8 protein-coding genes and 1 pseudogene are annotated in these 14,778 nt (G+C 36.3%); all 9 read right to left on the bottom strand.

Features of this window, described 5'->3' with window-relative positions; genetic code table 11:
• Positions 1-78: 78 nt before the first annotated feature.
• On the bottom strand, positions 79-6,594 hold the full coding sequence (locus BQ7474_RS10485; RefSeq protein ID WP_073997567.1) for a G5 domain-containing protein: 6,516 nt from the start codon (positions 6,592-6,594) through the stop codon (positions 79-81).
• A 183-nt stretch (positions 6,595-6,777) separates the two neighbouring features.
• Positions 6,778-6,945, bottom strand: coding sequence for an HAD family hydrolase (locus BQ7474_RS10595; protein WP_328585406.1), 168 nt, complete (start codon positions 6,943-6,945; stop codon positions 6,778-6,780).
• 128 nt (positions 6,946-7,073) lie between these two features.
• Entirely contained in the window at positions 7,074-7,559 is a 486-nt protein-coding gene (locus BQ7474_RS03130; protein WP_073997566.1) for a hypothetical protein, read from the bottom strand.
• A 260-nt stretch (positions 7,560-7,819) separates the two neighbouring features.
• The gene (locus BQ7474_RS03125; protein WP_073997565.1) at positions 7,820-8,521 is read right to left on the bottom strand and encodes a YjjG family noncanonical pyrimidine nucleotidase; all 702 of its coding nucleotides are present in this window, start codon (positions 8,519-8,521) and stop codon (positions 7,820-7,822) included.
• A 13-nt stretch (positions 8,522-8,534) separates the two neighbouring features.
• Positions 8,535-9,842: pseudogene (locus tag BQ7474_RS03120) on the bottom strand (sodium-dependent transporter).
• 64 nt (positions 9,843-9,906) lie between these two features.
• Positions 9,907-11,214 (bottom strand): sodium-dependent transporter, encoded by a 1,308-nt coding sequence (locus BQ7474_RS03115; protein WP_073997564.1) that lies wholly within the window; start codon positions 11,212-11,214, stop codon positions 9,907-9,909.
• Between the two features lie 229 nt (positions 11,215-11,443).
• Positions 11,444-12,382, bottom strand: a complete 939-nt coding sequence (locus tag BQ7474_RS03110) for an L-lactate dehydrogenase (protein ID WP_073997563.1) — start codon at positions 12,380-12,382, stop codon at positions 11,444-11,446.
• A gap of 147 nt (positions 12,383-12,529) precedes the next feature.
• Entirely contained in the window at positions 12,530-13,621 is a 1,092-nt protein-coding gene (trpS, locus tag BQ7474_RS03105) for a tryptophan--tRNA ligase (protein WP_073997562.1), read from the bottom strand.
• A gap of 37 nt (positions 13,622-13,658) precedes the next feature.
• A protein-coding gene (prfB, locus tag BQ7474_RS03100) for a peptide chain release factor 2 (protein ID WP_143179980.1) occupies positions 13,659-14,778 on the bottom strand; the annotation gives its coding sequence in 2 pieces (ribosomal slippage) (positions 13,659-14,702 and positions 14,704-14,778; 1,119 coding nt in all).

Raw genomic sequence — 14,778 nt, 5'->3', positions numbered from 1 at the left:
TATTAAGATCAGTTCATAATCAATATATAAATGGGCAAATAAAAAGTGGAGATAAACTCCACTTTTTATACTGAACCATTATTCATCTTCTTTTTTCTTTTTGCTAGCTAATAATCCAGCACTTGCTGCTGCTAATATTGATGCTACGCTAATTGTACCACTTACACCTGTTTTAACGTTCGTGTTAGCAGTTTTGTTGCCGTCTTTTGAACTTGAATCCTTTTGAGTTTTTTGATTATTCAAAGTTTCTGTTTCTACTGTTTTATTATTTTCAGATTTATTACCCGGATTAGTAACTATATTGTTGTTGCCATTATAGTTTGGTTTCTCTGGATATTTTGGATTCTCTGTTTCTGGTGTATTTGGCTTGCCTAGTTCATTTGGTTTTTCTTCACCTGGCTTACCTGGTTCTTCTGGTTTGTCTTCACCTGGTTTGCCTGGTTCTTCTGGTTTGTCTTCACCTGGTTTGCCTGGTTCGGTTGGTTTCTCTTCACCTGGCTTACTTGGTTCAGTTGGCTTGTCTTCACCTGGCTTACCTGGTTCTTCTGGTTTGTCTTCACCTGGCTTGCCTGGCTCTGTTGGCTTGTCTTCACCTGGTTTGCCTGGTTCGGTTGGTTTCTCTTCACCTGGCTTGCCTGGTTCTTCTGGTTTTTCTTCGCCTGGTTTTCCAGGCTTTTCAGAATCATTATCGCCTGGTTTTCCTGGCTTTTCAGGATCTTTGTCACCTGGTTTACCTGGTTCTTCTGGATCCTTATCTCCTGGTTTGTCTGGGTTTTCTGGATCCTTGTCTCCTGGTTTGTCTGGGTTTTCTGGATCCTTGTCTCCTGGTTTATCTGGGTTTTCTGGATCCTTGTCTCCTGGTTTGTCTGGGTTTTCTGGATCCTTGTCTCCTGGTTTGTCTGGATTTTCTGGATCCTTATCTCCTGGTTTGTCTGGGTTTTCTGGATCCTTGTCTCCTGGTTTGTCTGGGTTTTCTGGATCCTTGTCGGCTGGCTTGTCTGGATTTTCTGGATCCTTGTCTCCTGGTTTGTCTGGATTTTCTGGATTCTTGTCGGCTGGCTTGTCTGGATTTTCTGGATCTACTGGTGGAATTTCACAAACATTCTTAGTTCCAATTTCTATAATCTTATCTTGTTTTTCAGTTATTGTCTTAGTAGTTCTATCTACTTCCTTACTGTTTTCTATCTTAACAGTAGTTTCAGTTTTTCCTACAATACCTTCTTGGATAACATTAGTCTCTCCAGCTTCAAGGTTTGGATTTTCTTTAATGATGATATCAAAAGCTTGTTCGCTTTCGAATTTGAACTCACCTTCGGTCTTAGAACCATATTCTACGACCTTGTTCTTTGGTTCAACTCTTTCTTCCTTAACTTCAAGTTTACCAGTTTCCTTGTTGAAAGTAGTTGTATATTTTACAGAACCATTAGAACCTTCTTCGATAACTTTTGTTTCGCCTTCTTTAAGTTCTGGGTTGTGTCTGTATTCAGTATAGTGACCAAGTTCAACAATCTTTTCAACAGGTTTCACACCAATTCTTACTACCCTATCTTCTTTTTCAGTGATAGTTTTTGTAGTTTCTGTTGGATCTCCTACTGGCTTAGAATCCTTAACCTTTTGAGTAATAGTTACTTCTTCCTTGCCTGGTTTTCCTTCGTTTTCGATTTTTTGGCTTCCCGCTTCAAGAGTTTCGTCATAGATTACCTTAGTTTCATAAGGGATTTCTCTTTCCACTACCTTTTCTGTAGAGCCTTCTGCAGGTTTTGTTCCCACACGAACAATGTGTTTTTTAGGCTCTGTTGTAATTTTTTCTTCTACTACTCTACGTTCACCAACAGCCTTACCATTTTCTATATCTTGTTCATACTTAGTAGTTTTAGAACCTGGTGCGCCTTCTTGGTCTACCACTCTTTCACCCTTTGCAAGAGTTGGATCTTCTTTGATTTCTACCTCGAATGGTACTGGGCAAGTATCTTCGTATTCGTATGTGCCTGTAAAGTCCTTAGTACCTACGATAACTTTTTGTTTTGCCTTGGTTACAACTTCTTCTGTAGTTTGTTCGATCTTACCAGTTTCTGGGTTATACTTATCAACTACCTTAGTTTCCACCTTACCTGGTGTTAACTCACCAGTTTCTACTACACCCTTGTCTTTTGTATCATCGTATACATATTCGATTTCTACTTCGACATCTTTTGAGTAGTTATTTTCTGGAGTTTCAACCTTAGTTCCTACTTCGATGATGTGTTTCTTAGCTTCTGTTCTATTAGTTTCAGTCTTAGATAGTTCTCCATCAGCTTGACCATTTTTAATAGCTTGCTTGTATTCCACATCATAAGAGCCTTTTTCACCCTTTTGAATTTCCTTGCTAGTTCCAGCTGGAAGCTCGTCATTGTATCTAACTTCTACTTCAAATGGAATTTCAAAATGTTCAGTGTGTGTTACCACACCTGTGTAGTCTTCGCTTCCTATTTCAATGATTTCATTGACTGGTGCTTTGGTTTCTTTTGGTTCTGAAGTTTTTGTTACTTTAGAGTTTTCTATTGTAACTGTTATTTCTTCTTCCCCTTCTACACCTTCTTGGATTACATTGTATTCACCTTTTGGTAGGTTTGGATTTACTCTTACCTCTACATCAAATGGTTTTTTGTTTGTATAAGTGTGAGTTCCATCTGTTTTTGCTCCGACTCTAATCTTTCTTGTTACAGGATCTTTTGTTTGAGTTTCTTCTCCTCTAACTTCTTCTCCTGCTTGTCCATTTGTGATTGTTCTTGTAATCTTAGTTTCTTTTTCTCCAAGAACTCCTGCTTGATCTTCTACAATCTCATTTGGTGCTAGGCTTGGATCTATGGTTACTTCTGTTTCAAATGGTACTGGATCTTTGTCAGTATATTCTAGAGTTCCTGTGTAGTCTTCGCTTCCTATTTCAATAATTTCATTTACTGGTGCTTTGGTTTCTTTTGGTTCTGAAGTTTCTGTTACTTTTGAGTTTTCTATTGTAACTGTTACTTCTTCTTCTCCTTCTACACCTTCTTGAATTACATTGTATTCACCTTTTGGAAGTTCTGGATTTACTCTTACTTCTACATCAAATGGTTTTTTGTTTGTATAGGTGTGGGTTCCATCTGTTTTTGCTGGTCCTACTTTTACTATTCTCTTAGTTGGAGCCTTTGTTTGAGTTTTTTCTCCTTCTGTTGACTCAACTACTTTACCATTTTCAATTTTATGAGTTACTGTAGTTTCTTCTTCTCCTAGAGATCCTTCTTGTTCAACTACTGTTGTTCCTGGTTCTAGGGAGTTATCTACTACATATTCTGTTTCGAATTCTACTGGACTTGTTTTCTTTGTTTCGAATGTTCCTGTGTAGTCTTTTTCACCAACTTTGATTACTGCATTAGTTGGCTTAGTTTCTTCTACTACTTTAGTATCTGTAACCTTAGAATCTACAATAGTTAACTCAGTTTTCTTAGATCCATTTACCCCTTCAGTCACTAGCTTGTAGTTATTTTCTTCATCAGGGTAGTTTGTATAGAAGTCTGGGTCGTATTCTACAGTTGTTACAAATGGAATTTCTTCTGTATAAGTGTGCTTACCTTCTGTTCCAGTTCCTATAAATTGAACTGATGCTTTTTTGGTTGCAATTTCATTACCTTCAGCATCTTCATAATGTGCTGTTACTGGTACATCTAGGATGGCTCCGTTTAGGTCAAGTGTTTCGCCTTCAGCTGCATTTGGTGCTGTTGCTGTTACTTCACCTGTCTTTTCATCTATAGATACATCCCAAGTGTTACCCTTACTATCTGTGTAGGTAGTTCCTTCTGGGATTGAGTATCTTGTTGGTTTTGTTGCATTTTCGTCATCACCAGTATCTACAGGTGCTGATTGGCTTTCTCCTGCATCTACCACTTTTGCGTCATATCTTGGAGCTGCTAATTGTGGTGCTGGTTCAGATTTTCCTGCTTCTACTGCGAAAAATTGTACCTTGGCATTTTCAGTTCCGGCATCTGTTCCGTCAGCATTTTTGTAGTTTGCAACTACTGGTACATCTAGGACTGCTCCTTCAAGAGTCTTGCCTTCTGCAGCTTCTGGTACAGTTGCAGTTACTTCACCAGTTTTTGGATTAATTTCTACTGTCCAAGTATTACCCTTATCATCTGTAATATCTTTAGTAGTTTCTCCATTTTCGAAACTATATGAAGCTGGTTTTCTGTTGTAGGTGTCTTCTGTATTTACTTTTGGTGCAGATTTTAATGTATCACCTGTCTTACCAGCTTTTGCATTAAAGTCTGGTGGTAGGTTTGTCTTTTCTTTTAGGACAAATTCTGCGTTTGTAGTTTCAGTTTGTGTTGTATTTTCGTATTCTACTGTTACTGGTACTGTTAGTTTTTCTCCACCATTATAAGTTCCATCTGGTGATGGTGTAGCTGTTACATTACCATTATCATCTATAGATACTGTCCACTCATTGCCTCTGTCATCTTTATATATTTTATCTTCTATAGTATAGCTTTTTGGATTATTCTTTTCAGGATGATTTTGTACCTTAATAGGTGAAGTAATAGATTTACTTGGATAGTCTACCTTTACATCATAGGATGGTAGGTTATTGTCAGTTTCTGGTATCTCAAAGTGGAACCAGTGAACATCAATAGATCCATTAGTATATCTGTAGGTTACAGGTACGGCAATCTTATCGCCAGGTTGAGCTGTAGCAGGTGGAGTAACCGTAAATTTAGAACTATCACCAGGAGTTATGTCAATCTTCCAGCCATTTTTCTCTGCATCCTTTGTATTGATTGTTCCCTTTACTAGACCATTATCCTCAGCCTCTTTCATATCAGCCGCGTCCTTGCCATATTCACCCTTTTTATCTCTTATAGCTACTTCCACTGGTTGGCTAGGCTTAATAGGGTAGAATTCTTCGGTGTTGGATAGGATCTTTCCCTTTTCATCCTTAAAGACTTGGTCGTAGTATTGGGTATCGTCTAGGTTGATTAAGATATTTCCCACACTGTTATAGTGGTCGTATCTGGCAATCCCTTGTTTGGAGATTGTTACGTCTTTATCGCCTTGCTTAATAGACTCTTCGCCATATTTGCCATCATCTTCTTGTGCATCAGAAGTTGGCTCTTTATAAGTTGCGTACTCGTTATAAGCTGTTGAAACATTATTAAACTCTTCTGCTTTTCTAGGTCTTACGTAAAATCTTACATCTAAAGCCTTTAGTCCCTTATAGATGGCTTCCTTAAACATGGACCCATCCTCATAGTAACTTTTTGGCATACGATATAGGACATCTCCGACTTTAATATCAGAACCCTCTTTTCCTAGCTCTGCCTTTAGATCACCTATATTAGAAGCAGTTACTACTTCTGCCTTTAGATATTTTTCACTAATAACATTTCCATTGGAGTCATAGGTTTGGTTTACAAGTCTTTCAAGGGCGTTCTCATCTAAGTTATCAATGTGAGCACCTGTTTTAACCAGTTGACCCTTGGCTGCAATAGGATCAGTGGCTTCTGCTCCGTTAAGCTTGATTACCTTAAACTCATCATTCTCGTTAGGGTATGGGTTCATAATAAAGCTGACATCTGCATCTCTAAAAATTTGCTTAGTTTTATCTGTATTTTCTTCAGTATAGTGGTCAACAAAACCAAAGGTGATATCCTTGTGGGTATTAATGTAATTTAAGAGCTCTTCTGTTCCAGCAAAGGTAAGAGTGAGTGGCCCTCTACCTTCTCGACCAATCGAAACTGTTTCACCTGGCTTGTAGTTTACTTTGTATCCTTCAAGTGGCTCTTTTCCGATGTCAAGAAGTTCTTTAGTCCCTGTGCTAATGGATGTAGTAGAAGCGTTTGTCCCCTGAATTAATAAATCTGCAAAGGTACGATCACGATCTTTACCCACACGGACAACAAAGCCAAATTTTTTCTTGTCAACTCCAGGATTTTTAGAAGGTTCAAAGATAACGTACTTTATGCTTTCTTTTTCATCTTCCTGTGTGCTACCGAGGTATTGCCCTGTATCGCCAAGGTCGTTACCAGCGTATTCTCCTACCTTTTCTTCATCTTTCTTGTAGTTAGGCGCATTTGACTCTGCGACAGCATAGGTTGATCTGATTCGTGTACTTGCAGACCCACCAGCTAATTCTGCTCCTTGGGCTAGATCTGTCTCAGCCTTTGTTTGATCAATTTGGCTAGGGTCTGAGTCTTTTCCTACTTTTTTATCATCTTCGGCATGGTTCGGCTCATCTGATGCTTTTTGGGCAGCTGGAACATTAGCCTCAGACATTTCAAGAGCTGTACTTATTTCTTCGGTCGCATTTGAGCTGTAAGTTTGAGCACTTACTGCTTGTTCTTTTCTTTCTATCTGTGTGCTTTGTGCACTTGTAGTGCTTGCACTATCATCGCTTATAACGATAGTTTCATCGTATACACCGTCTAGTTCGTCTGCAATATAAGACGGAACACTATCAGCATATACTTCATTAGTATTCCCCATAAGGCCAAATCCACCAGCAATAATAGTAGCACCCAATAGTGCCTTTTTGATGGTTTCATTGGACAAAGGAATTATGGATTTTTTATTATTAATCACTTTAAAACTCCTAATCTCTAGTATAAAATAAGTCTACATATTCGTTACATATTATACCATTTTGCTTATATTTGACAATGAAATATAATGGCTTTAATAAAAAAATCATTTTTACTTTTACTTCAACATTCCATTTCTTAGGCCAACATTTTAAATATCAAAAAAGCCCCAAATTTGGGACTTTTATCTTAAGTCGTCTAATATATCGACAACCTTATTTAATTGGTGGATGGTATAATCAATTCTTATGCCTAGGTCATTAGCTAGGCCCTCTGGATTGTACCAAATGTTTCTAATACCTGCATTGTTTGATCCAAGCATATCTGATGTTAGAGAATCTCCTATTAGGATGTATTCCTCTCTTTAAGAAAAAAATCGTATTAGAAGAAGGATCATTACTTCTGCCAACACGATTTATTGTACAACCATTAAGGTATGAGGTTTTAAATTAGAAAATATTTTCTCTAATTTTTAAATTTTTATTTTTCAAGTTCTAATAAAAGTTCTTCGGATTCTTTTATTAATTTTGAAGATTGGTCAATTAATTTTTCAAGCTTATCTTTAACCTTATTTACAGTTTTTGGATAATTTGTCATCAAATCTTTTACTATTTTAATTTGCTCTTTGTTTTTATCTATGGCCTCTTTTAGTCTATGAATATAAGCTATATTGTTATTTTTTATAATAGAATCAATTGCTGACCTATAACCATCAAAATCAACTGCTTGCTTTTCTTTATTAGATAAAGAATTATACCATCCTAACCATTCACTTCTCTTATTATCTAAGTCCATTAATTCTTCTATAACTATTTTCTTTGAAGTTTTCTCATCTTGGCTTAAATTGTCGTACCAAGTCTTAATCGTGGCATCTTTAAAATCAACATCAGCATTATTGCCTGCGTAGGATATGCTTGAAAATGCTAAAATCGCTAGTAAAGAAAATATTATTGTTTTTATTTTCATTATTATTCTCCTAGTTAATATATAATTATATGGTCAATTTTCGTATTATCATTAGTATATAATCTATTTTTTAGTAAATAACATAACTATGGTGATTCACATTTAGAAATTATTCACAATTATAATACTAATCAAAAATAATTTTAATGTTTTATCTTACTAACTTGCTAATTGATTTACCACTCAATAATAAGGTACCCAAAATATTTATATTTAATCATGAAAACATAATTTTACTAATTAATACCGAAAGCATTGATTTATTCAATATTTTCTAATATTTCGATGACCTCTTTTAGATTATTTATTTTGTAGTCGACTTTTACACTTGCCTTATTGTCAAAATCTTTTGGATTGTACCAAATATTTTTGATACCGGCATTGTTTGCTCCAAGCATATCTGATGTGAGAGAATCTCCTATTAGGATGTATTCATCCTTATTTTTTGAACCAATACTTTCAAAAACTATGTCAAAAAATTCCTTGCTAGGTTTGTCATAGCCCAAGTCTTCTGATATGAAGACTCCATCAAAGATTTTATCTAGGCCTGAGTTTCTGAGTTTGCCAGTTTGGGCAACTTTTGATCCATTGGTCACAGCGTATTGCTTGTAGTTTTTGCCTAATTTTTGGAGAACTTCTTTGGCATAGTCATTGAAAAATACTTGCTTGCCAAGTTCTTCTTGGTAAAAGAGGTTAAAATCATTTACCAAGCTATCATCATAGTCTATGTCATAGAGGTCAAAGAATTCCTCAAACCTCCCCGTCAAGATCTCCTCACGAGTTTTCTCTCCTTTTTCTAGCATCTTCCAATGTTTATCATTTATATCTTTGTAGACGTCTAGGGCATTTTTATCTCTTATGTCTATGTCAAATAATTGAAAGCCTTTTGTCATGGATGCCCTTTCAGCCAAGTCGAAGCTTAGAAGTGTATTGTCAATATCCCAAAGTAAATATTTTATCAATTGTTTATCCTTTCTAGAATGAAATTTTCAATACTAGTGCCAATATAGTTATGATTACTGCTATAGGCACGTAGATATACTTACCTATTTTATACCATTTTTGCCCGTAATTTCTCTTGGCAGATTGATTTATCTCAGCAAGTAGCTTATCCTTTTGCAAGATATAAAACCAACTAATAGCTCCTATTGATGCACCTATTGGTATGATGTAGATAGATATAATATCCATATAAGGTCCAAAAGATCCTATGGTTTCAAGGTTTACTCCCAGCAAAAATACTAATAGTCCAAGAGATATAAATACTTCCTTCCTAGTCAGTTTGCCAAATCTGTGGGTAATTGATTCTGCTATGACTTCAAACATATTTTGTAGAGAGGATATGCCTGCAAATACTACAGCTAGGTAGAGTATGATTGCAAATATTCTCCCAAAACGAATATTGTTAAGTATTGTAGGTAGGCTTACAAATAGTAAAGAAGGACCTCCAGCTTTATCCATATTAAAGACGCTGATAGCAGGAATTATCACAAAAGAAGATATCAAGCCTGCGAGTGTGTCCAATATTCCAGTTTGTACTGATGAATGAATAAGGTCTTCTTTTTTGTCAATGTATGCTCCTACGACTATCATGCCCGATCCTGTTATAGATAGAGAAAAGAAAGCCTGGCCCATGGCATTTACTATAGTTTGCATATTCATATGTTCTGGCCTATAAGTAAACATATCTTTATAAGCTTCCAAAGAGTTTGGTAGGCTTAATACTTTTAGAGCAAGGATTAAGAAAAGTACAAAAAATGTAGGCATCATAATTTTGTTGGTCTTTTCTATAGAACTTGCCCCTTCTAGACAGGTTAACATTGTTACTATAATGATGATTATATGGTAGGTCATCACAGAATACTTTCTATTTGCAAATCCAGCAAACCAGATATCTGATGACGTCCTAAATATCTCACCCGTAAGCGAATCTACAAAGCCTTTTAGTATGTAGGCAACTATGACAGAATATCCTATGGCTATAAGAAAAGTTCCAACAAGTGGTACATAGCCTATAAATCTACCCAAAGTCTTGTTTTTATTGGCTGACTTAAAAGAATACTCATAGGCACCTAAGGTACCTGTCTTTGCCATCCTACCGACTGCGAACTAAGATGATAGGCCTACATAGGAAAATATTCCAGCGAATAATATATAAAATAATAAAAATACTAGGCCTCCTTCTTGGAATTTATACGGGAAACCCCAGATATTTGCTATTCCTATAGCAGAACCTACTGCTGATAGGATGAGACCTAGTCTTGATGAAAATTTTTTGTTCATAATTTATCCCTTTAAAGCAATAGTGTTTATAAAGGAATTATATCACAAATTTTAATTTATTCAATTAGAAAGATATTTTAAATATCAAAGCAAGCAATGTCAAAACTACTGCTATTGGCACGTATACATACTTGCCAATTTTGTACCATTTATCTCCATATGTTTTTTTGGATGATTTGTTTATCTCTGCTAATAGCTTGTCCTTTTTTAGTATATAAAACCATGTTATAGAACCAATAGAAGCTCCTATAGACATTATATATATGGATACTATATCCATGTAATGACCTACCTTATCTATAGTTTCCATATTTAGACTTATGGCTATTGTGACAAGCCCTATAATTAATAAAGCAAGATTACGGCTAAGTTTGTCAAATCTGCCGGTTATAGAAGATACAACTGGTTCGAACATATTTTGTAGGGAAGATATGCCTGCAAATATGACAGCCAGATATAATATGATGGAAAATACACGTCCAAAGGCTATATTTTGGAGTATTGTTGGTAGGGATATGAACAATAGTCCAGGTCCTCCCACTTGTTGCATATTAAATACGGATAGGGCTGGTATCATAACACAAGAAGCTAATAAAGCTGCAATTGTGTCATAAAGGCCTGTTTGTTTGGATGAATTCATAAGGTCTACACTATCATCTGTATATGATCCGACAGTTACCATAGCTGCACCTGTTAAGGATAGGGAGAAAAACGCCTGGCCCATGGCAGATATGATTGTATTTAGATTTATTTTACTAGGATCAAATCTAAACATATACTTGTATCCTTCTATGGATCCATCTAAAAATATTATCCTGATTACTAATAAGAAAAATAATACAAAAAAAGTTGGCATCATAATTTTGTTGGATTTTTCTATAGTATTTGCCCCACCTATACAAGTTAGGATAGTTATAACTATTATGACAATATGGTAGATTACTACCCCATAATTTTTATTGGCAAAGCCGTTAAACCATTCTTCTGCTGGAATGATGAAAAGATGTCCATTTAGAGAATCTATGAAAGCTTTTGATACATAGGCAACTATGACAGAATATCCTATGGCTATCAAGAAAAGTGCAAGTAGTGGGATATATCCTAAGATTCTCGCTAATCTTTTGTTCTTGTTGCTTGATTCAAAGGCAATCTCATAAGAACCAAGCGAGCCTTTTCGGCTCATCCTTCCTGCGGCAAATTCGCTGCTTAGGCCCACGTAAGAAAAAAGTATGACAAAGGCTAGGTAAAATATTAAGAAGACTAGTCCTCCCTCTTGGAACTTATAAGGAAATCCCCATATATTTGCCATGCCTACGGCTGAGCCTACTGCTGTTAATATAAATCCTATTTTTGAAGAAAATTTCTTTTCCATTTTTTACCTCATAGTTAAAATTTTTAATAAAAGTATATCACACTTTAAAGCGAAATAAAAGATATAAAAAATGGCCTGTTGCAAAACTATGAATAACTTTCGTCCCATTGCTAAAGGGTTCTTATGGAAATTTTTAGCATAGCCCGCCGGCTCATGGAGGCAAAATTTTCCCATAAGGTTCCTCTAGTGATTTGGGACGATTTATTCATTCTGCAACAGACCCAAAATTCTATAATTTACTTTCTTCTATGATATCTTTTAATGTTTTGGCAGATTTGTCCATATTTTCTTTTTCTATGTCGATCAATGGTACTTCTATGACCCATTTTGCACCATCTTTGCCAATTATTGTTGGAACACCAATATAAATATCATTGAGTCCATATTCCCCATTTAGGTATGATGATGTTGAGTAAACTGAATTTTCATCGTCTATGATAGCCCTTACTAGAGCTGTAAGTGCCATACCTATACCGTAGAAAGTTGCACCCTTTTTCTTTATTATTTCATAGGCTGCATTTTTTGACTTCTCAAAGGTACCAAGCAGGGCTTTTTCATCAAGTTCGCTTTGGTTTTTGACCCATTCATATATAGGAAGACCACCTATATTTGTATGTGACCATACTGGAAATTCTGTATCCCCATGCTCTCCCAAGATGAATGCATCCACACTTCTTGGATCGATTCCTATTAGACCGGCGATTTCTTTCTTAAACCTTGATGAGTCTAGGGTTGTACCAGTCCCTATGACCTTAGAGGCTGGAAATCCAGAATATTTCCAAGTTGCGTAAGTTAGTATATCAACAGGATTACTAGCTACCAAAAATATGCCATCAAAGCCACTAGCAACTACCTTTCCTATCATATCTTTGAAAATGGCAAGATTTTTCTCTACTAGATCAAGTCTTGTTTCGCCTTCCTTCTGGGCTGCTCCTGCAGTGATTACAACTACTTCTGCATCCTTGCAGTCGCTATAATCAGCCTTGTATATATTTTTAGGTTTGGTGAAGCTTATGGCATCTGTTAAATCCATTACTTCGCCTTCTACTTTATTCTCGTTTATGTCAATGATGCCAAGTTCTCTGCCTACTCCAAGTAGTGTAGAAGCATAGGCAAAGGAAGAGCCTACAGCACCAGTTCCTATTAGGATAATTTTGCTATCTTTCATATTAACTCCTTATCTTTTCTAAAATGTTCTACCATATATATTTAACCATATCTGATATTAGATAACAATTATCACTATCATTTTTTTATCTTAATAAAACAAGTCAAATAAAAAACCAATAACATTTTATTATTGGCTTTTTGGAATCTATTTATTGTATTTTTGCTTCATTTCTTCGATATAGCCACCATCAGCAAAGTAGTCTATACCCATAAGAGCCTTGACAGAATCAATCTTTGCTCTTCCTACTTTTCTAGCATCTGCTGTACCTTTTTCAAGTATAGCTATGACATCATCTATGTGGTTTTCATAGTAGGCTCTTTTTTCCCTGATTGGTTCTAGCTCTTCTTCCAATACTTTGATCAAGAACTTTTTGACCTTGACATCTCCAAGGCCTCCCCTTCTGTAGTGGTGCTTGAGCTCGTCTAGGTTCTTATAATCTGGCATATATTTTTCAAAGTGGCTTTCATTTGAAAATACATCTAAGTAGGTAAAGACAATATTTCCCTCGACCTTGCCTGGATCATCTATATTGATGTGGTTAGGGTCTGTGTACATAGCCATGACCTTTTTCTTGATGGTCTTCTTATCATCAGCTAGGTAGATAGCATTGCCCAAGGACTTGCTCATCTTTGCATTACCATCTATGCCTGGCATGCGGCGAGCATTTTCATTTTCCGGCAAAACAGCTTCTGGCTCTACAAAAAGATTGCCATATATGTTGTTAAATGACCTAGAAATCTCACGGGCTTGCTCAAGCATTGGCTCTTGGTCCACACCAACTGGTACTATATTTGCATCAAAAAGCAAGATATCTGCAGCTTGGCTTACTGGATAAATCAAGAATCCAGCTGGTAGGCTTGTCTCAAAATTTCTTAGTTTGATTTCGCTTTTTACTGTAGGATTGCGTTCTAGTCTTGATAGGGTGACTAGATTTAGGAAATAAAATGTAAGTTCTGTTAGCTCTTCTACTTGTGATTGGACAAATATGGTGACTTTTTCTGGGTCTATGCCTACAGAAAGATAGTCAAGAGCAACTTCGATGAGGTTTTCTCTGATTTTTGCTGGGTTGTCAAAATTGTCTGTAAGAGCTTGGCTATCGGCAATCATAACATACATCTTGTCAAAATTGCCTTCGTTTTGCATTTTAACCCTGTTTTTTAAGCTACCTACATAGTGTCCTAGGTGAAGACGACCTGTCGGCCTATCTCCTGTCAAAATTATATTTTTTTCGTCCAAAATATTCTCCTTTTAAAAAAGAGAGGATAAATCCCCTCTATTTATTATCCTTATGGCTTTCTGCTAAATATGCGTCTATAAATCCTTGGATATCGCCATCCATAACGCTTTCCACATTGCCTACTTCGTAGTTTGTTCTGTGGTCTTTTACAAGGGTGTATGGTTGGAATACATATGATCTGATTTGGCTACCCCAGGCAATTTGTGTGTATTTGCCTTGGATGTCCTCTATTTTTTCCCTTTGTTCTTCTTCAGCAATTTGAACTAGCTTTGCATAAAGTTGCTTCATAGCTGTTTCTTTGTTTTGCGTTTGAGAACGTTCGGCTTGAGAACTAGCTACGACACCTGTTGGTATGTGGGTAATCCTTACTGCTGAGTCAGTTTTGTTGACGTGTTGACCACCAGCCCCACTTGCCCTGTAGGTATCAATCCTTAAATCATTTGGGTCGATTTCCACTTCGGTAGTATCATCAAGTTCTGGGAATATGTCCACTGATGAAAATGAAGTGTGTCGTCTTGCACCGGAGTCAAATGGAGATATACGGACAAGTCTATGGACCCCTTTTTCTCCTTTGAGATAACCATATGCATAGGCTCCTTTGATAGCTATGGTAGCTGATTTGATGCCGCCAGCTTCTTCGTTGTTTAGGTCTGTTATTTCGTATTTGAAGCCATTTTGGTCAAAATATCTGGTGTACATACGAAGCAACATTGACGCCCAGTCAGTTGCCTCAAGCCCACCTGCACCAGCGTTGATAGACATATATGCGTTGTTTTTGTCATATTCTCCATCTAGCTGGGTAGTTAGCTTCATAGATGATACTTTTTTAGAAAGTTTTTTAAGGTCAGATTCTATTTGATCTAAGGTATTTGTCTCAGACTCTTCGCTCATTTCTACTAGGTCAATGAGGTCGGTATTATCTGACAATCCTTCCATTATAGAATTGTAGTTTGAAAGCTCATCTTTTTTGTTTGACAAGTCTGCCATTATTTTTTGAGCCTTTTCACTATCGTCCCAAAAATCGGCTTGATATGTTTGTTTTTCTAAAGAATCTACTTCTTTTTTCAGACTTTCTGGGTCAAAGAGAGTCTCCGATTAATTTCATTGTAGCCGATAATTCTTCAATTGTTTCTCTAAGTTGGTATATTTCTGCCAT

Source organism: Anaerococcus urinomassiliensis, assembly GCF_900128425.1.
Taxonomy (GTDB): domain Bacteria; phylum Bacillota; class Clostridia; order Tissierellales; family Peptoniphilaceae; genus Anaerococcus; species Anaerococcus urinomassiliensis.
This window is presented reverse-complemented; position numbering and strand designations above follow the sequence as displayed.